Source organism: Ruania zhangjianzhongii (assembly GCF_008000995.1).
Classification (GTDB): domain Bacteria; phylum Actinomycetota; class Actinomycetes; order Actinomycetales; family Beutenbergiaceae; genus Ruania; species Ruania zhangjianzhongii.
Genome location: NZ_CP042828.1, coordinates 4,134,064 through 4,152,383, shown reverse-complemented (window position 1 = coordinate 4,152,383; position 18,320 = coordinate 4,134,064). Strand labels below are relative to the sequence as shown.

Sequence of the window (18,320 nt, the reverse complement as noted above, 5' to 3'; positions counted from 1 at the left end):
GACCAAGGAGCATCCGCATGGTTCACTCCCGCCGCACATCACCCCTGCCCGCCTCAGCCTTGCGGCGCACGCTCACGACCGCACTCGCCGGGGTGCTCGCGCTAGGTCTCTGGTCAGCCTCCGCCTCAGCGGAGCCGGGCCCCGGGCAGGCAGCGCCCCCGGAGCCGGACCTGCTCGACGTGGACCTGACCGGGGAGCCGTTTCAGGACGCGGCCATGGGCCGCGAGCCGACGGTGGTGGGCACGGAGCCGCCGATCGCGCCGGGGCCGGCGCTCGGCCACCCCGTTGCCACCTTCGACGGCACCAATGCCGTGCGGTACTACGTGCCCGGGATCTATGACACCACCGAGTTCACCGTCGAGTGCACGATTCGCGTAGGCGGACCGGAATCGGAAGTGGACAACCGCAACAACTTCTGCGGCAGCAAGGAGGGCGGCGGCTTCTCGCTGAACGCAGGTGAGCAGGTCAAGGTCCTCCTCAACGTGGACGGGACCTACTACACGGTCGAGACAGACATTGCCCACGGAGTCTGGTACCACGTGGCCGGGGTCTGGGACGGCGCCGCCCTCGCGTTGTATATCAACGGCGAGCTCGTTGACGAGGTCGCCGCAGAGGGCGATCAGATCAGGACCCCGTCGGCCGAGTACTTCTACCTCGCCGCGGATACCGACCCGGCCGGCGACCCCGAGTTCATCGCCACCGGACAACTTGCTCAGGCGGCCCTGTACAGCAGCGCGCTCTCGGCCGAGGAGGTGGCGGCCCGGTACGCCGAGGTGTTCGCCGAGCAGACCGACCAGGAGCCATCCTTCGAGCTGATCAGCCCCGCCCCTGAGTCGCGGCTGCGGGCACCGACCACGCTGGCAGCGGACGTGCAGAATGCGGACCTGCTCGCCGGCGACCTGTCCCTCAGCCTTGACGGTGAGCAGATCACGCCCGGGGACGAGATCGGACCTGGCCTGAGCCGGGGCGAGCACACCCTCGCCTACCGAGGAATGGACAGACTGGGACGCGCCATAGCCGGCGACGTCACGTTCACCGCAGCGGCAATCCCCACCGGTGACGGCGCAACCCAGAGCAGCGGAGATGGGACGGCGCAGCTCACCGCCCGAGCGACCCATCCAACGGGCGGCGCGCTTCGCACCACGTTCCTGGCCGGGGACCTCTCCGCAGCGGAGCAGGCCGAATCCGGAAGTATCCGTGCGGCTGCCTTCGACCGTGAGACGGGCGTGGCGGGCGACGTCGAGCTGCAGGAGGCGAGCGCCGTCGACGATCCGCTGCTTCCGGCTGACGGCGAAGAGTTCGACTCTCCCGCCAGCGCCGAGATCCCCGCCCTGCAGGCCGATGTGCCGTTCACCGCGGCCGGCCAGTCCGTGGTGTGGCGCGGCAATGTCGACCCAGCCCGTGAAGTACACCTACTCCTGCTCAGTACCGAGACCGGCCGGTATGAGGTGGCGGACTCGGCCCGAGGCTCCGCAGATCGCCAGATCCAGCTGAGCACCTCGGCTTCGGAGGAGAACGATGTCGACGGCGTGGTCCGGACCCTCGTCGTGGGCGTTGACCCGTTCGCCGACGACCTGGACAACCCGGTCGAGGATGGGTTCGAGGACCCTGACGGCGTCGACTTCTCGCTGATGCACATCACCGACACCCAGTACATGGTGGGAGCAGCGACCAACCCGGACAAGCCGCCCGCCGAGCAGGACGAGTGGCTGGCCGGCTACCAGGACTCCTACCGATGGCTGGCCGAGCACGGCGAGGAGCACCAGGTCGAGTTCGTCGCGCACACGGGTGACCTCGTGGATAGCTGGGCCAACGACTCAGACCGGGACCGCGCGATCGCTCAGTTCGAGCTCGCCTTGCAGAGCCAGGAGATGCTGGAGGAGACCGGGATCCCGAACGCCGTGCTGCCGGGCAACCATGACAACCTCAACGGTCAGGAGTCTGGCTCGGACAGCCTCTACAACAGCTACTTCGGCCCGGAGCGCTACGAGCAGCTCGCCCAGAGCGAGGGCTGGCGACAGCGCGATGCCGAGTACCACCCGTGGCAGCCCGGTGACAATGACAACGGCTACGTGCTCTTCTCCGCAGGTGGTGAGGACTTCGTGGTGGTCACTCTCGGGTATCAGGTCACCGAGGAGGAAGGCGACTGGGCCAGCGCTGTGTTCGAGGAGTACTCGGCTCGCAACGGCATCGTGATGACCCACGCGGCCCACAAGACCAGCTCGCAGCCGAATGGCCGCGATGGGGTGCGCACGGCCGACGGGGAACTCATCAGCGAGCGCGTGATGGAGGAGAGTCCGAACGTCATGCTGCTGCTGGCCGGGCACGTCACCGGCGTGACCATCAACGTTCGCCAGGATGTGGGACAGAACGGCAACAACGTGGTCGAGCTCACCCATGACTACCAGGGCTACCGGATCGGGACCGACCATCTTGGTCTGACCGACATCGGCAACTACGACGGTGACACACCCGTCACCTTCGGTGCCACGTTCTTCCGGCTGCTCCAGTTCGACCTCGACCGTGGCGAACTGAGTGTGGACACCTACTCCGCCTATCTGGACGAGTTCGGTGCCACCGACTATGACACCGACGAGCGTTACAACGGCGAGGAGGACGACTTCCGGGTGCCGATCCAGACCCAGGGTCGCACCACGGCGTTCACCACCGACGCGCTCGTCGGGCTGACGCCCACCGAGGCAATCATCGGCGCGGTGACTCATGACTCCGGTGAGGACGCCACGGTGACCTGGGAGGACCTGGAGGACGGGGTTCCGTACGGGTGGTTCGCCGTCACCAGGGACGTCGTCGAGACCGACGACGTCGACGGACTGCGCACGTTGGCGCTGACCGGCACAGCCGATGCCGATCTCGATGAGGGCATCGTCCAGTTCGGGGTCTTCACCGGCACAGGGGAGGCGCAGGGCAGCGAGCCGGCGCCCACTGAGCCCGCCCCGGAGCGCCCCGCCCCAGATGAGCCAGATCCGATGAGTCCTGATCCGGGGCAGGCTCCCGCTCCTGGTGGTTCGGCTCCGGGAGGGGTGCCTGCGGTGGACGAGCCTGTCCCGGGAGAGGGTCCCGCACCCGCTGCAGCAGGGGCTCCGAGCTCCGAGCTGGCGAGCACGGGAGCGGAGCAGCTACCGCTGTTGATCGCCGTGCTCATGCTCGTGCTGACCGGTGTGATGATCCGACGAAGGGTGCGTGCATGACGAACGTGGTGCTGCTCGTCAGCGACGAGCACAATCCTCGATACTCCTCGACCTACGGTCACGAGGTGGTCCGGACCCCGAACATGGACCGGCTCGCGGCTCGTGGCACGGTGTACGAGAACGCCTACTGCCCGTCGCCGCTGTGTGTGCCGTCGCGAACGGCCTTCATGGCGGGCCGGTACACCCACGAGACGCAGGCCTACAACAACTCGAAGGTGCTGGAACGGCGTCATCCCAGCTACGGGGGAGAGCTTGCGGAGCAGGGTGTACACACCGTCTATGTGGGTGGTGGGTCCAACCTCTACCGGGACCCGTTCGCGCTCGGATTCTCCGAGATGCTGGGAGTGAGACGCACCGGCAAGGGCCTAGGGACCCATTCCATCCAGGCCGAGCGTCCCTCGAGAAAGCCGCTGATGACGACCACCGCCCACGGCCCCGTCGAGGACATGTATGCGCCGGAGGGAGCTCATATCGACGATGCGATCGACTGGCTGCAGACTCGGGGTCAAGGACTGGCCCGACCCTGGACGATGACGATCGAGATCAACCCGCCCCATCCTCCGTACACCACGGAGCCGCGCTACTGGGAGATGTACCAGGGGCTTGGCGATGTGCCCGCCTGCGGACTCGAGCAGGAGTCGGCCCAGCATCCGCACGCCCAGGACGCGCGCGACAACGGCCGCTGGGACTTTACTGAGGAGCTCGTCCGTCAGCTGCGGCAGGGCTACTTCGGCGCTGTTAGTTACGTAGACGACCAGCTCGGGCGACTGCTTGACGCCGTGGACGCCGCTGGCCTGACCGAGGACACCGTGGTCTGCTATGCCACCGACCACGGTGAGATGCTTGGCAAGTTCGGTATGTGGGGCAAGACGAGCATGTACGAGGATTCGGTGCGCATCCCCCTCATCGCCGCTGGCCCTGGGTTCACGCCCGGCCAGCGGGTGAGCACCTCAGTCTCCAGCCTCGATCTGCAGGCCGCGATGTTCCACGCCGTCGGCGCTCGCCGACCGGAGGCGTGGCGCGGTGTGCCCCTGCAGCTGATCCCCGCCGATGACCCGAGCCGGCCGGCGTTCGCCACCTACCACGGACACAACGTCCGCGGAGGATCGTTCATGCTGCGGCTGGGTGAGTGGAAGCTGCTCTATCACACGGCAGCCCCGCACCAGCTGTTCAACCTCCGTGACGACCCGGAGGAGCTGGTGAACCTCTGGGCGGACCGGCCCGATATCGTCGGCAAGCTCGAGAGGGAGCTGCGTGCCGTGTGTGACCCGGAGGCCGTTGACCGGGACGCCGCTGCGGTTCGCCGGCGGCAGTATCAAGAAGTGCAAGTGCTAGTTGACCAGTACGGGTCGCAGACACGGCTGGTGCCGTGGGAGGAGTCATAGGACATGCAGGTCATCATGGTGCGTCACGGCGAGTCGCACTGGAACGTGGAGCAGCGCTACCAGGGGCAGGCCGACTCCGGCCTCACCGAACGGGGACGCGCCCAAGCAGCGCAGGCGGCCCGCACGCTGGTGGAGGAAGTCGGCCGAATGGAGACAGTCTGGAGCAGCGACCTGCCCCGGGCACGAGACACCGCACAGGCGTATGCCGATCTCACCGGTGCCACCGTGGTGGAGGACAAGCGCCTGCGCGAGATCAGTGTGGGCGACTGGTCAGGTCGAACGCTGGAGGAGGTGGCTGCGGAGCTACCTGAGGTGGTGGCTGCCTCCAAGGCCGGGCTGGACCCACGCCGTGGCGGTGGGGAGACCTTTGTGGAGCAGCGTGCCCGGGTCTCGGAGTGCCTGGAGGAGCTCGCGCAGACCGGTCTCGACCAGGTTCTCGTGTTCACCCACGGCGGGTCGATCCAAGTGGGCGCGGCCTACGCGGCGGGCCTTCCCAGCCCGGGGCACCACAGCATGGCGCCGGCGAGCAACTGCTCTCGGACGGTGCTCCGGTTGGGCGGGGTGGGCCACGCGGTGGTGCGGTACAACGTGCCGCTCCCTGGGGGTGTGGAGACCTACTGACGGGAATGGGCTGGCTTCCGAAGTAGCTCCGCTACTGCAGCGTGGCCCGCGACCCTGGCGGTCGCGTCACGCTCAACTCACCGACCAGCCCAGCGCAGTTCAGTCATCGGCTCACGCGGAAGGGAGCAGCATGGTTGAGTCAACGGCTCCGCGAACTATCGGGGTGGTGGGCGCCGGGATGGTGGGTCTGGCGACGGCGTGGTTCCTGCAAGAGCGGGGCGCCGCGGTCACCGTGTTCGACAGCGCAGGTGTCGGCGCCGGTTCGTCGTGGGGCAACGCCGGATGGCTCACCCCCGGCCTGGCAACGCCGCTTCCCGAACCGTCGGTGCTGCGCTATGGCGCGAAGGCTGTGCTCAGCCCGGCTTCGCCGGTGTACGTCCCGCCGTCGGCCGACGCCTCGCTGGTCCGGTTCCTGTTCGGCTTCGCCCGGAACTCGACAGCATCGCGATGGTCGGCGGCAATGGACAAGCTGGTACCGATCAATCGGCTTGCCCTGGAGTCGTTCGACCTGCTCTCCGACGGCGGCGTCGCGGCGCCTACGCTGGCGGCGGACTCGTTCCTGGCAGCATTCCGGACGACTCGCGAGCGTGCCGCTCTGCGCGGGGAGCTGGAGCAGATCCAGCGTGCCGGGCAGGACGTGGAGTTTGAGCTGCTGACCGGAGATGAGGCCCGTGCGGTCGAGCCGACCCTCTCCGAGGGCATCGGGGCGGCGATTCGACTGCACGGGCAGCGCTACATCGCGCCAGGCGCGTACGTGGCAGCGCTCGCGGAGTCAGTGCGCCGGCGGGGCGGTACCTTCCAGACCGGGGCGGCCGTCGACTCGATCCGTGCCCTCGACGAGGGAGCCCGGCTCACTACCGCCGACGGCGACATCCACCGGTGTGACGCTGTGGTGATCGCCACCGGAGCCCGGGTGAACGCGTTGTCCAGGCCGTTCGGAGTACGCGCACGGGTCCAGGCCGGCCGCGGCTACAGCTTCAGCGTGCCGGTGCGAACTCCGCCGTCGGGGCCGATCTACCTGCCCACTCAGCGGGTGGCCTGTACTCCGTTGGGTCAGCGGCTGCGCGTGGCTGGGATGATGGAGTTTCGCCAGCCCGACGCGCCGTTGGACCAGCGACGAGTACGAGCCATCGCCGATGCGGCTCGACCGTTCCTTCGAGGCGTGGATGTGGACGACCGTGAGGACGAGTGGGTGGGATCGCGGCCCTGCACCACGGATGGGCTACCACTGATCGGGGCCACGCGCGCGCCTGGAGTGTTCGTGGCAGGGGGCCACGGGATGTGGGGAGTCACCCTCGGCCCCACCACCGGGCGCCTACTGGCTGAGCAGATCATGGCCGGTCGGAGGCCGACGGAGCTGCGTCCGTTCGATCCGCTGCGCTGATCTCAGACCGTCTCGCCGGCCTGCTCCGGCGGCAGGTAGGCCGCCGCCTGCACCCGGAACAGGTCCGCGTACTGACCCTCGGCGGCCATCAGCTCCTCGTGTGTGCCGTGCTCCACCACTGAGCCGGCGTCCATCACGTAGATCCGGTCAGCTGCGCGCACCGTGGAGAACCGGTGCGAGATGAACAGCGCGGTGCGCCCCTCCAGGGTGTGCCGCAGGCTCGCGAACAGCTCGTGCTCGGCTCGCGGGTCCAGTGCGGCGGACGGCTCGTCCAGGATCACCAGCTGCGCATCCCGGTAGTAGCCGCGGGCGATCGCCACCCGCTGCCACTGCCCTCCGGAGAGGTCCCGGCCGCCGGCGAACAGCCGGGAGAGTGGGGTCGCGTAGCCGTCTGGCATCGACTCGATCGCCTCTGCTGCCCCGGCCGCCCGCGCCGCCCGCCGTACCCGGTCACTGGTCGGTGGCTGGGAAACATCACCGGTGGCGATGTTGTCCTCGGCGCTGAGCGCATACCGCACGAAGTCCTGGAAGATCACCGCGATCTTGGACCGCACGCTCGCCAACGACCACTGCCGAATGTCCGTGCCGTCCCACCGGATCGCGCCCGTGCTCGGCTCGTACAGGCCAGCGAGCATCTTCGCCAGTGTGGTCTTGCCGGAGCCGTTCTCCCCGACCACCGCCACCACCTCGCCGGCACGCAGGTCCACTGTGGCCTCGCGCACCGCCGGCTGCTCCGAGCCGGGATAGGTGAAGGAGACCCGATCCGCGCCCACCGCGGCGAAGCCGGCCGGGGCATCCGGGCCGCGCACGTCCTCCCGCGCCGGCTCGGCGAGTGCGAGGAACCCGCGCAGGTCCTCCAGGAACAGGCCGGACTCGAAGATCCGCTGCACCCCGGCGAACAGCGTCTGGATCTGGGTGGCCAGCATCCGGATCGCCACGATCGCCGCCCCGGCCCCCGCCACGGTCACCTGGCCGGTGAGGATCATCCAGACCAGAGCCGCGAGCGTGAGCACCAGCACGACGGCGCTGCCCAGGTTTCCGAGGACGGAGAGAGTGGCGCGCCGGCGCAGGTGGCGAGAAAGATCGCCCAGGTAGGTGTCGTACACGAGGGCGAACCGGGCGTGCAGCCACGCCGCCAGCCCGAACGCCCGGACCTCCTTGGCCTCCTCCCGTCCGGTCTGCACCAGGGTGAGGTACTGGCGCATCCGCAGCACCGGGGTCTGCGTCATCGCGAAGTCGAACTCCAGCCGGCTCTCCCGCCGGCTGGACAGCAGCACCGGAACCCCGCCGATGATCAGCAGCGGGAGCAGCAGCGGGCTGATGCTCACCAGTGCGGCGCCCACCCCGATGCCGGCAGCGAGCGCCCCACCCATCGCGATCAGGCCCTGGGTCACCTGGTACGGCCGGGAGAGCGCGTTCGACTGCACCCGCTGCAGCCGGTTGAAGAAGTCCGGGGACTCGAAGCTGGCCAGGCCCACCCCGGTGGAGACCTCGAGCACCTGGTCCCACATCGACCGTGCCACCCGCTCCCCGAGCAGCCGCTGCATGTGCCCCTGCACGGCACTGATGATCGAGGTCACCGCGGTCAGTACGGCGAGCAGCAGCACCGGAACCCACAGTGCGGCGCTCGCCTGCGAACCGGCCTCCAGATCGAGCACCGCAGCCAGCACCGCCTGCACGGCGAGCACCTGGCCGGCGAGCGCGAGCGCGGCGGCGATCTGCAGCGCCAGCAGCCCCAGGAACAGTCCGCGCCCGGAGGCCCACACCAGCCGCACGCTCTGCCGGATCAGCACCGAGAGCCGGCTCAGCGACTTGCGCTGGGAACGGGCCTGCGCGCGCAACTGCGCCGGGTCGACGTGGCCGTCGTTGGGCGCCGCCATCGGAGGTCCTCCTTGCACCAGGGGCCGGCTCTTATTCAACCAAAAGATGGGCGAAGTTTTCTGGGATCGGAGCGGGAATTGCCCGGGTGATAAGCGGGCGGACTGGACGGGCGTTCACCGTCGCGGCGATTCTGCCCCGCACGAGGCCTTTCGGTGGGACGATTGAGCCCCCGTCCTGGAGCCCGCCATGAGCGCGTACCCGACCCATCCGCCCCTCGAGTGCGACCTGGTGATGAAAGGCGGCATCACCTCCGGCGTCATCTACCCGCGGGCGGTGTGCGAGCTCGCCAAGACCTACCGGCTGCGCTCCGTCGGCGGTGCCTCCGCCGGAGCCATCGCGGCAGCAGCCGCGGCCGCCGCTGAGCTCGGCCGCGAGTCCGGCGGGTTCACCGAGCTGGAGCAGATGCCGGACGACATCACCGCACCCTCCCCGGCCGGCGGCTCCGTGCTGCTCCGGCTGTTCCAGCCCACGCGGATGGCCTCGCCGCTGTTCGGGGTGCTCACCGCGGCGATGAAGAAGGGGATGTCGCGAGCTGTCGGCATCGTCGGTGCCGTGCTCCGCGGCTTCTGGTGGTCACTGCTGGTCGGCGCCCTTCCCGGCATCGTGCTCGCCGTGCTCGCCGGTCAGTCCGGAGGGTGGGCGGGTGTGGTCGCCGCCGTCGTGCTGGCGATCCTGGGCGGGGTGTTCGGTCTCGCCCTCTCCGCCGTCGGGCTGGCCGGGAGGCTGACCGGATGGGGAATGTGCACCGGGATGCCCGGAGTGGGTGCGAAGGGGGCACCGGCGCTCACCCCGTGGCTGCACGAACGGATCCAGACCATGGCCGGGCGGGCACCCACCGATGCCCCGGTGACCTTCGGCGACCTGAACGAGGCAGGCATCACCCTGCGGACGATGACCACGAACGTCACCCGGCACCAGCCGATGAGCATGCCGTGGGCCGCCCGCGAGTACTACCTGGACCCGGCCGTGATGGCCGACTACTTCCCGGCCGACGTGGTCGACTGGCTCACCGGGCCCGTTCCGGCTTCACCAGCCACCAGCCGCCGGGACCGGTGGGGTGCAGTGCTCGACGCCTGTGCACGCGACCGCGGCCTGGTCCGGATGCCCCCGCCCGAGCGCGTGCCCATCCTTTTTGCCACCCGGCTGAGCTTGAGCTTCCCGGTGCTCATCGCCGCCGTCCCGCTGCTCGCCGTGGACTTCTCCCGCGAGGTGAACACCTCCTTCCGCAGCCAGGCCGAGGAGTGGCTCACCGCGAACCCGGACTCCGATCCGGCCGAGGCACTCACCGCGGTGCGCTCTCGCCCGGAGTTCGCCACCAACTGGTTCAGCGACGGCGGCCTGTGCGCGAATCTGCCGGTGCACTTCTTCGACAGCCCGCTGCCCACCCGGCCCACGTTCGCGATCAATCTGGGTCAGCTCCCGGACGGCGCGCAGGCCGATCCGGACCCGGCGAAGAACGTCTACCTGCCCACGAACAACATCGGCGGCGGCTACCGCACCTGGCGCACGCTCTCGCCGATCGGCCTCGGTGGCCTGTTCGGCTTTCTGAACGCGCTGGTGGAGACCGCGCGCAGTTGGGTGGACGAAGCCCAGCTTGTGCTTCCTGGCTACCGCGACCGGGTGGTGCTGATCAGGCACACCAAGGACGAAGGCGGGATGAACCTGGCCATGCCGCCCGAGGTGGTGAGCGCACTGGCCGACCGGGGCCACGCCGCCGCCGGCCGCCTGGTCGACGTGTTCGCCGGACCGCAGCCGGGCCAGGTACCCACGCACGGCTTCGACAACCATCGCTGGATCCGGCTACGGACCGCGGGTGCGGGTTTGGAGCAGTGGCTCGGCAGTTGGCAGCACGGGTACACCGCGCCCGCCCCCGGCGGGACGCCCTACCCCGATCTGGCCGGCGCCGGGGCGGCGGGGGAGCTGCCCTCGTATGTACCCACGGATGCGCAGCGCGCCCGGCTGAACACCGCCACCGATGACGTCCTCGGCCTGGCTCAGACCTGGCCCGCCGGTGCGATGTCTACCGGTGCGCCCCGGCCCACACCACGGCTGCGGCTGGTGCCCGAGGAGGGTGTCGCTGCCCTCGACGGCAGTGCGGCATCGGCCGGGGTACCCAGCACGGCGGCCAGCATCAGCGATCGCGCAGACGCGCTGATCCCGACGAGCACGGACCTGCCCTTCGACGAGTGAACCGACCCGGCCCGTGCCAGTTCTCGCCGGGCCAGCCCCGGTCGGTCAGACCTGCAGCGACCAGGCCCGCACACCGCCGATGATCCCGGCACTGTTCGGCACGATCACCACGTCATCACCGAGCTTTTCCACCACCTGCGGGGTGAGCCGGCGAGAGTTCCCGCCGCCCACATACAGGCGGTCCCACAGATAGACCGGGCGCAGCGCCTCCACCACCCGCCGGATCCGCCGGGACCACTGGGCATCCCCGAGGCGGAGCCGCTCGTGCTCGCCCACGTACTCGTCGTAGGTCAGCCCCCACCGCACCGGAGACTGGGAGAGCTCCTGATGCGGAGCCAGCACTCCGCCGTCGAAAAGAGCATTACCCAGCCCCGTGCCAAAGGTGAGCATCAGCTCCAACCCGGCCCCGGCCACCACGCCGGCACCGTGCACCTCGGCGTCGTTGAGCACCAGCGCCGGCATCTCCAGCCCGCGCTCGATCGCAGCGCGCATGTCGAACCCGGACCAGGCGTCCACCAGCTCGGGCAGGACCCGGGTGCGCGGACCGGCCTTGGTCACGTAGTGCGGGGTGGCCACCACCACCCCGTGCCGGATCATCCCCGGCATCCCGACGGTGGCTCGCCCCGCCTCCGGCAGCTTTCCGGCCAGATCGGTGATCAGCGAGACCAGCCGCTGGGGGGACAGCGGGTACGGGGTGGCGGCCCGGACCGGCTGGGCGTGCATCGTCCCGGCGGCATCCAGCACCGAGGCCTTGATACCGCCGCCACCGCAGTCGACGGCGAGTGTGGGCGGGGTCTGCTGCACTCCGCCCACCTTACCGGCCAGGTGTGATGGACTGGGGCTCGTGGGCGAGAACAGCGGGGAGCACACCGCACCACCGGCGGAGCCGCAGGCCCCTGCCACCGTGCGGGCACGGTTGGACATCGCCTACGCCGGCACCGCATTCTCTGGCTGGGCCCGCCAGCCCGGTCTGCGCACGGTGCAGCAGGCGGTCGAGGAGGGTCTGGCCCAAGTGCTGCGGCTGGCCGAACCGCCGCGACTGACCGTGGCCGGGCGCACCGACGCCGGAGTGCACGCCCGCGGGCAGGTGGCCCATGTGGACCTGCCGGCCGAGCAGTGGAGTGCCACTCCTGGCCGCAGCGACCGGACTCCGGCGGTGGCGCTCGCGCACCGGTTGAGCGCGGTGCTCGACGATGATGTGGTGATCCAGGGTGTGCGGCAGGTGCCGGAGACCTTCGACGCCCGCTTCTCCGCCCTGTGGCGCCGGTACAGCTACCGGATCAGCGATCGCCTCACCACCCGCGACCCGCTGCGGCGGTCCTCGGTGCTCTGGCACCGGCGCGCCCTGGACGAGACGGCGATGAACGCCGCCGCGCACCTGCTGACCGGCGAGCACGACTTCGCCGCCTACTGCAAACCACGCGAGGGCGCCACCACCATCCGCATCCTGCAGGAGTTCGCCTGGGAGCGTACCGAGTCCGGCCTGGTTCTCGCGCGGGTGCGCGCGGATGCGTTCTGTCACTCCATGGTGCGCGCGCTGGTGGGCGCGAGCCTGGCGGTGGGGGAGGGCCGCCGGCCGGTGGGCTGGCCCGCCGAGGTGCTCGGCGCCGGTCTGCGGGACTCGGCGGTCCAGGTGGCACCCGCCTTGGGGCTGGCCCTCGAGGAGGTCGGGTACCCGCAGGAGGAGGCGTACGGCCTCCGAGCGCAGCAGGCGCGCGCGATGCGCACCCTGCCTCCCACCTCGCCGACGGCGTAGCTCACCGGGGTCGGCGGAGGCCGGCGTGGCCCTGGGGTCAGGGCCGCTCCGGGGAGGACCGTCATCAGCCCCGCTGCGGGCCACCTGGGGTCAGGGCTGCTCCGGGGTGACAGCGGCCAGTGGCGCCTGGCCGTCCTCGTCCACCAGGTGCATCGCAGCCTCCTCGGCGGTAGCGGCACCGCCGGCCACCCCCACATCTTCGGCCTGGTCGGACGCCTCGCCCTCGACGAGACGACCGGCGCGATCGGCCTGCCGGGACGCGTCCGGGCCGGCATCCTCTGGCACCTCGGCCGAGAGTCGGACGCCCTGTGGTTCGCCGACGGCTTCCTCATAGGGCGTCTCACCCCAGTGCGGGCCGGGGGAGCGTTCCGGTGGGGAGTAGCTCTCGTTCAAGAGGTCCTCGGTGCCGCGCTCCTCGAGCGTGTCCTCCAGGGGCAGCTGGTTGGAGTCCGGGGCCGGCCCGGGCCCGGTATCGTCGGTGGAGCTCATCTGTTCACCCTGACACGCACGCGGCAGGCACGCACGGGCTGGCGCCAGCCCGGAGTACTGTGTCGTGGGCGAGGGCTGGGCTCGGCAGCAGTGGGGCGAACGTGACCAAGATCGCCCCGGGCCGGTATCCTGTGCTTTGACCGTTGACCGGGGCGCGGAGTACTCTGGTGCCTCGTTGTGCGTCCGCTCGCTGGTCGGTGCCTCCCACTCACCGCATCGCGTGACCGGAGGATGCTCACCAACGTTGAAGTGACCAAGGGGTTCGTCTCCGATGGCGCGGGCATTCCGCCCGCGGCCGTTACGGCGAGCCCCACAGACCAGCAGAGGAACGAAGGCTACGACCGTGCGTACGTACACCCCCAAGCCCGGCGATACCGAGCGTGCCTGGTACGTCATCGACGCTACCGACGTCGTCCTGGGCCGGTTGGCGACCCACGCCGCCACGCTGCTCCGGGGCAAGCACAAGCCCACCTTCGCCCCGCATGCGGACGGTGGTGACTTCGTCATCATCATCAACGCAGACAAGGTCGCGCTGACCGGCGCGAAGCGGGAGAAGAAGCTCGCCTACCGCCACTCGGGTTACCCGGGTGGACTGAAGGCCACCAGCTACGCCGAGCTCCTGGAGAAGAATCCGGAGCGGGCCGTGGAGAAGGCGATCCGGGGCATGATCCCGAAGAACCGCCTGGGCAGTGCCCAGATGAACAAGCTGAAGGTCTACCGCGGCGCTGAGCACCCCCATGGTGCGCAGAAGCCGGAGACCTTCGAAATCACCCAGGTCGCGCAGTAACGCGGCGAGCTGACGCGAACACTGAACTGAGGAGAACCGTGTCCGAGACCACAGCCGAGACCGAGGAACTCGTGGGCGACGCCCCGAGCACCTACACCTCCGAGAGTGAGGCACCGACCGGTGGAGGCAGCTCGCTGACCGCCCCCGGCCAGGCCCTGGGCCGCCGCAAGGAAGCTATCGCCCGCGTGCGACTGATTCCGGGCACCGGCACCTACAAGGTGAACGGCCGCACCCTGGAGGACTACTTCCCGAACAAGTTGCACCAGCAGCTGGTGAACGCCCCGTTCGCCCTGCTCGACCTGGAGGGCCGCTTCGACGTCGTCGCCCGCATCACCGGTGGCGGCGCCTCCGGCCAGGCCGGTGCACTGCGTCTGGCGATCGCCCGTGCGCTGAACCAGATCGACGCCGACTCCAACCGGGCCGCGCTGAAGAAGGCCGGGTACCTCACTCGGGACGCGCGCGCCACCGAGCGGAAGAAGGCCGGTCTGAAGAAGGCCCGTAAGGCACCGCAGTACTCCAAGCGCTGACCCGCGCACTATCATCGGCCCCGTTCGGACCTAGTCCGCCGGGGCCGATGGTGTATCCAGGCACGTCCGAGCAGCGGGCGGAAAATCGAAAGAAGGACCACAGATGGGGCGACGACTGTTCGGAACGGACGGCGTGCGGGGACTGGCGAACCGAGAGGTCACTGCCTCGTTGGCGTTGCATCTGGGTACCGCAGCCGTGCACGTGCTGGGGGAGCAAGGGCGGCTGACCGGGAGCCGGCCCCGGGCCATCGTGGCCCGAGACCCCCGGCTCTCCGGCCACTTCCTCTCCGCCGCGGTGGTGGCCGGTATGTCCAGCGCCGGAGTGGACGTGGAGGATCTCGGTGTGCTGCCCACCCCGGCGGTCGCCTACCTGACCGGTGCCGAGGACGTGGACCTTGCGGTGATGATCTCCGCCTCGCACAACCCGATGGCGGACAACGGCATCAAGTTCTTCACCCGCGGCGGGGTCAAGCTCGACGATGCGGTCGAGGACGCGATCGAGGCCAACCTGTCTACCGACTGGGAGCTGCCGATCGGGGCCGATGTCGGCACGGTGACGCAGAACCGCGGCGAGGCCGGGGACCGGTACGTCCAGCACCTGCTCGGCACGATCGACGTCGACCTGTCCGGCTTGCGGATCGCCGTCGACTGCGCCAACGGTGCCGCCAGTGAGGTGGGTCCGGCCGCGTTGCGTGCGGCCGGTGCGGATGTGGTGGTGATCAACGCCTCGCCGGACGGGCGCAACATCAACGAGCAGTGTGGGTCCACGCATCCGGAGCAGCTGCAGGCCGTGACGCTCGCCTCCGGGGCCGACTTCGGCGTCGCCTACGACGGCGACGCCGACCGGTGCCTGGCCGTGGACAACACCGGCGCCCTCGTGGACGGCGACCAGATCATGGGCATCCTCGCCGTGGGACTGAACGAGTCCGGCCGGTTGGCCGGCAGCACCCTGGTGGTGACCGTGATGAGCAACCTCGGGTTGACCCTGGCGATGCAGGAGGCCGGGATCAACCTGGTGCAGACCGGGGTGGGGGACCGGTACGTGCTGGAGGCGATGCGGGCCGGCGGGCACAGCCTGGGCGGAGAACAGTCCGGGCACATCGTGTTGGCCGAGCACGCCACCACCGGAGACGGTGTGCTGACCAGCCTGCAGCTTGCCGCCCGGATGGCGGCGAGCGGCCGCTCGCTGGCCGATTTGGCGGGGGTGATGACCCGCCTCCCGCAGGTGCTGGTGAACGTGCCCGGAGTGGACAAGTCCCGGGTGGACAGCGACGAGGTGCTCGCCGCTGCCGTCACGGCAGCCGAGCAGCGGCTGGGCACCAGCGGCCGGGTATTGCTGCGCCCTTCCGGTACTGAGCCACTGGTCCGGGTGATGGTTGAGGCCGCTTCTGAGGATCAGGCCGAGCGTGAGGCGGATGTTCTCAGTGACGTCGTCCGGGAGCGACTCGCCCTGGCCTGAGCCGGCTGACCCTGCGGGCCGGCCATTCGGTCGCTGCCGGAGACACGACATTCTGTCCCTACCGGACACACGGTTGGTGCCTCCTCCCGCCCACCACCAGCACTGCTTGAAAACCGACGATGTCCGGCCATGCGCCGGTGCAGCGAACCCGCACGGTGGGTCCCCGTGGTGCGCCCTCGCTTCGGCCAGCAACCACCGAGTGTGTGGTGCACCACAACTGCGCTCGGATCACGGCGCTCTGGAGCCTGACGTCCGGTGTTCGGAGCACGCGGAGTCAACGGTGCGCGGCACGAGAACCGCGGAATCTAGCGCCTGACAGCCGGTGCAGAGGGGCCGAGGGGGCCTGCCTGACAGCGCCGTCCGAGGGTCGGGGCAGGATTTGACCCCGACCCCCGGGACGCGTAATGTCATCACTCGTTGCCCCAAGCGAGGGAGGAACGGACACCGATCTGGTGGCCGGATCCCAGCAGGGCAGCCCATCCGAAACGAACCACACGGTGCTGCGCACCGAGGAACGTCGGGAGGACGATCAGCTCCGGTCGCGGAGAGGATCGAACTTCGGGTAGGATGGAGCGGTTGCCCCGGATGGCTTGCCTGTTGTGGGTGGGTTTGATGGTGTGTGTTCGTTGTTTGAGAACTCAACAGTGTGTTTGTAGTGATTGATGCCAGTTTTTTATTGGTTGAATGGCTGCCTTCGGGATCCCGTCTTGGGGGTGGTTGTTTGGTCAGGGTTTTTGTTTTCGTATGGTTGTTGATGCTGCGCCTTTATTTTGGGTGTGGTGTTTATGGCTTTGTATGGAGAGTTTGATCCTGGCTCAGGACGAACGCTGGCGGCGTGCTTAACACATGCAAGTCGAACGATGATCCTGGTGCTTGCACTGGGGGATTAGTGGCGAACGGGTGAGTAACACGTGAGTAACCTGCCCTCTTCTCTGGGATAAGCGCTGGAAACGGCGTCTAATACTGGATATTCGGGTCCTTTCGCATGGTGGGATTCGGAAAGATTTATTGGTGGGGGATGGACTCGCGGCCTATCAGCTTGTTGGTGGGGTAATGGCCTACCAAGGCGACGACGGGTAGCCGGCCTGAGAGGGTGACCGGCCACACTGGGACTGAGACACGGCCCAGACTCCTACGGGAGGCAGCAGTGGGGAATCTTGCACAATGGGCGAAAGCCTGATGCAGCGACGCCGCGTGAGGGATGACGGCCTTCGGGTTGTAAACCTCTTTCAGTAGGGAAGAAGCCTTTCGGGGTGACGGTACCTGCAGAAGAGCCCGGCTAACTACGTGCCAGCAGCCGCGGTAATACGTAGGGCGCAAGCGTTGTCCGGAATTATTGGGCGTAAAGAGCTCGTAGGCGGTTTGTCGCGTCTGGTGTGAAAACTCAAGGCTCAACCTTGAGCTTGCATCGGGTACGGGCAGACTAGAGTGTGGTAGGGGAGACTGGAATTCCTGGTGTAGCGGTGGAATGCGCAGATATCAGGAGGAACACCGATGGCGAAGGCAGGTCTCTGGGCCACTACTGACGCTGAGGAGCGAAAGCATGGGTAGCGAACAGGATTAGATACCCTGGTAGTCCATGCCGTAAACGTTGGGCACTAGGTGTGGGGTCCATTCCACGGATTCTGCGCCGCAGCTAACGCATTAAGTGCCCCGCCTGGGGAGTACGGCCGCAAGGCTAAAACTCAAAGGAATTGACGGGGGCCCGCACAAGCGGCGGAGCATGCGGATTAATTCGATGCAACGCGAAGAACCTTACCAAGGCTTGACATACACCAGAACGCTCTAGAGATAGAGTGCTCTTTGGACACTGGTGTACAGGTGGTGCATGGTTGTCGTCAGCTCGTGTCGTGAGATGTTGGGTTAAGTCCCGCAACGAGCGCAACCCTTGTCCTATGTTGCCAGCACGTGATGGTGGGGACTCATAGGAGACTGCCGGGGTCAACTCGGAGGAAGGTGGGGATGACGTCAAATCATCATGCCCCTTATGTCTTGGGCTTCACGCATGCTACAATGGCCGGTACAGAGGGCTGCGATACCGTGAGGTGGAGCGAATCTCATAAAGCCGGTCTCAGTTCGGATTGGGGTCTGCAACTCGACCCCATGAAGTCGGAGTCGCTAGTAATCGCAGATCAGCAACGCTGCGGTGAATACGTTCTCGGGCCTTGTACACACCGCCCGTCACGTCATGAAAGTCGGTAACACCCGAAGCCGGTGGCCTAACCCCTTGTGGGGAGGAGCTGTCGAAGGTGGGATTGGCGATTGGGACGAAGTCGTAACAAGGTAGCCGTACCGGAAGGTGCGGCTGGATCACCTCCTTTCTAAGGAGCTTCTACACATTCCCCGCTCATGTGGTGGGGGTGTGCAGGGCCAGGCCTACACCGAGTGTGTGTGGGTTGGTTGCTCATGGGTGGAACATCGATCATTACTCCCCACACGGGTCCTGTTTTATGCGGGGCTGGTGGTGTGGGGGCACACTGTTGGGCTCCCGGGCAGCGAGCTACTCCGTTAGGGGTGGGTTGTTGTTTGGTGGTACGGCCTGCTGGTCGGCTGCAGGGTTTTCTGTGGTTGGTGGTGGGATCGTCGGTAGCTTGAGAACTGCACAGTGGACGCGAGCATCTTTGATTTTTGT

Annotated in this window: 12 protein-coding genes and 1 rRNA gene; 10 read left to right on the top strand and 3 right to left on the bottom strand. The window is 68.2% G+C overall.

Going from position 1 to position 18,320, the window contains the following annotated elements; translation table 11 throughout:
- Positions 1-17: 17 nt before the first annotated feature.
- The 4 genes from FU260_RS19150 (at position 18) to FU260_RS19135 (ending at position 6,599) form a co-directional block, all read left to right on the top strand.
- Positions 18-3,209, top strand: coding sequence for a LamG-like jellyroll fold domain-containing protein (locus FU260_RS19150; protein WP_147918495.1), 3,192 nt, complete (start codon positions 18-20; stop codon positions 3,207-3,209).
- On the top strand, positions 3,206-4,594 hold the full coding sequence (locus FU260_RS19145) for a sulfatase family protein (protein ID WP_147918494.1): 1,389 nt from the start codon (positions 3,206-3,208) through the stop codon (positions 4,592-4,594). Before FU260_RS19150 ends, FU260_RS19145 begins: the two co-directional genes overlap by 4 nt.
- Before the next feature lie 3 nt (positions 4,595-4,597).
- A complete protein-coding gene (locus tag FU260_RS19140; protein WP_147918493.1) occupies positions 4,598-5,215 on the top strand; it encodes a histidine phosphatase family protein in 618 nt (205 codons plus the stop codon).
- A gap of 130 nt (positions 5,216-5,345) precedes the next feature.
- Complete coding sequence (locus tag FU260_RS19135) at positions 5,346-6,599, top strand: NAD(P)/FAD-dependent oxidoreductase (RefSeq protein ID WP_147918492.1); 1,254 nt, start codon at positions 5,346-5,348, stop codon at positions 6,597-6,599.
- A gap of 2 nt (positions 6,600-6,601) precedes the next feature.
- Here FU260_RS19135 and FU260_RS19130 read toward each other — a convergent pair whose 3' ends face one another.
- On the bottom strand, positions 6,602-8,479 hold the full coding sequence (locus FU260_RS19130; protein ID WP_147918491.1) for an ABC transporter ATP-binding protein: 1,878 nt from the start codon (positions 8,477-8,479) through the stop codon (positions 6,602-6,604).
- A gap of 187 nt (positions 8,480-8,666) precedes the next feature.
- Between FU260_RS19130 and FU260_RS19125 the strand changes: the two genes are divergently transcribed.
- Entirely contained in the window at positions 8,667-10,670 is a 2,004-nt protein-coding gene (locus tag FU260_RS19125) for a patatin-like phospholipase family protein (protein WP_147918490.1), read from the top strand.
- Positions 10,671-10,715: 45 nt separating this feature from the next.
- Here FU260_RS19125 and FU260_RS19120 read toward each other — a convergent pair whose 3' ends face one another.
- Entirely contained in the window at positions 10,716-11,474 is a 759-nt protein-coding gene (locus FU260_RS19120) for an ROK family protein (protein ID WP_147918489.1), read from the bottom strand.
- A gap of 40 nt (positions 11,475-11,514) precedes the next feature.
- Here FU260_RS19120 and truA point away from each other — a divergent pair, with 40 nt between their 5' ends.
- A complete protein-coding gene (gene truA, locus FU260_RS19115) occupies positions 11,515-12,426 on the top strand; it encodes a tRNA pseudouridine(38-40) synthase TruA (RefSeq protein WP_235912391.1) in 912 nt (303 codons plus the stop codon).
- 90 nt (positions 12,427-12,516) lie between these two features.
- Here the strand turns inward: truA and FU260_RS19110 are convergent, their stop codons facing one another.
- On the bottom strand, positions 12,517-12,915 hold the full coding sequence (locus FU260_RS19110; RefSeq protein ID WP_147918487.1) for a DUF5709 domain-containing protein: 399 nt from the start codon (positions 12,913-12,915) through the stop codon (positions 12,517-12,519).
- 343 nt (positions 12,916-13,258) lie between these two features.
- On the opposite strand from FU260_RS19110, the gene rplM reads away from it, so the two are divergent.
- The 4 genes from rplM (at position 13,259) to FU260_RS19090 (ending at position 18,009) form a co-directional block, all read left to right on the top strand.
- The gene (gene rplM / locus FU260_RS19105; protein WP_147918486.1) at positions 13,259-13,702 is read left to right on the top strand and encodes a 50S ribosomal protein L13; all 444 of its coding nucleotides are present in this window, start codon (positions 13,259-13,261) and stop codon (positions 13,700-13,702) included.
- A 38-nt stretch (positions 13,703-13,740) separates the two neighbouring features.
- Positions 13,741-14,229, top strand: a complete 489-nt coding sequence (gene rpsI / locus FU260_RS19100) for a 30S ribosomal protein S9 (protein ID WP_147918485.1) — start codon at positions 13,741-13,743, stop codon at positions 14,227-14,229.
- Between the two features lie 103 nt (positions 14,230-14,332).
- Positions 14,333-15,688, top strand: a complete 1,356-nt coding sequence (glmM, locus tag FU260_RS19095) for a phosphoglucosamine mutase (protein ID WP_147918484.1) — start codon at positions 14,333-14,335, stop codon at positions 15,686-15,688.
- 792 nt (positions 15,689-16,480) lie between these two features.
- A 16S ribosomal RNA gene (locus FU260_RS19090) occupies positions 16,481-18,009 on the top strand.
- The last annotated feature ends 311 nt before the right edge of the window (positions 18,010-18,320 follow it).

Coding starts and splice junctions, on each gene's coding strand:
- FU260_RS19140 (WP_147918493.1), top strand. CDS start 4,598: ATGCAGGTCATCATGGTGCGTCACGGCGAGTCGCACTGGAACGTGGAG.
- FU260_RS19110 (WP_147918487.1), bottom strand. CDS start 12,915: ATGAGCTCCACCGACGATACCGGGCCCGGGCCGGCCCCGGACTCCAAC.
- FU260_RS19145 (WP_147918494.1), top strand. CDS start 3,206: ATGACGAACGTGGTGCTGCTCGTCAGCGACGAGCACAATCCTCGATAC.
- FU260_RS19130 (WP_147918491.1), bottom strand. CDS start 8,479: ATGGCGGCGCCCAACGACGGCCACGTCGACCCGGCGCAGTTGCGCGCG.
- FU260_RS19150 (WP_147918495.1), top strand. CDS start 18: ATGGTTCACTCCCGCCGCACATCACCCCTGCCCGCCTCAGCCTTGCGG.
- FU260_RS19135 (WP_147918492.1), top strand. CDS start 5,346: ATGGTTGAGTCAACGGCTCCGCGAACTATCGGGGTGGTGGGCGCCGGG.
- FU260_RS19125 (WP_147918490.1), top strand. CDS start 8,667: ATGAGCGCGTACCCGACCCATCCGCCCCTCGAGTGCGACCTGGTGATG.
- glmM (WP_147918484.1), top strand. CDS start 14,333: ATGGGGCGACGACTGTTCGGAACGGACGGCGTGCGGGGACTGGCGAAC.